Source organism: Streptomyces carminius, assembly GCF_002794255.1.
In the GTDB taxonomy this organism is placed as follows: domain Bacteria; phylum Actinomycetota; class Actinomycetes; order Streptomycetales; family Streptomycetaceae; genus Streptomyces; species Streptomyces carminius.
The window spans coordinates 2,617-3,282 of sequence record NZ_PGGW01000055.1; the positions used below are offsets into that span (position 1 = coordinate 2,617).

1 protein-coding gene is annotated in these 666 nt (G+C 72.1%); it reads right to left on the reverse strand.

The genetic code is table 11. The features are described 5' to 3' along the window. The coding region (locus CUT44_RS15755) for a beta-ketoacyl synthase N-terminal-like domain-containing protein (RefSeq protein WP_146252240.1) at positions 1-666 on the reverse strand (666 nt) is incomplete at both ends.

Consider the following 666-nt stretch of genomic DNA (forward strand, 5'->3'; position numbering starts at 1 on the left):
AGCGACTGCACGGCCAGGTGCAGCGCCACCAGTGACGACGAGCACGCGGTGTCCACCGTCACCGCCGGACCCTCGAACCCGAACGTGTACGACACCCGGCCCGAGACGACGCTGGCGGCCGTCCCGGTGCTCTGGTACCCCTCCGTGTCGTCGGCCGAGTTGGCGAGGCTCATGCCGTATTCCTGGTTCATCACCCCGGCGAACACCCCGGTCCTGCTGCCGTGCAGGGAGGTCGGGTCGATGCCCGCGCGTTCGAAGACCTCCCACGAGGTCTCCAGGAACACCCGGTGCTGCGGGTCCATCGCCAGCGCCTCGCGCGGAGAGATCCTGAAGAAGGCCGCGTCGAAGCCGCCGGCGTCCTCCAGGAAGCCGCCCCTGCGGACGTAGGTCTTGCCCGGCAGACCGGGCTCCGGGTCGTAGATGCCGTCGATGTCCCAGCCGCGGTCCGTGGGGAAGTCGGACAGGGCCTCCCCGCCCGCCTCCAGCAGCTTCCACAGGTCCTCGGGGGAGGCGATGCCGCCGGGCAGCCGGCACGCCATGCCCACGATCACGACCGGATCGTCGTCCGTCCGGACGGCGGCCGCGACCGGCGCCTGCTCCGCGGCACCGCCCGCCAGTTCGTCCAGCACGAAACGGGCCACCGCCCGGGGCGTGGGGCAGTCGAAG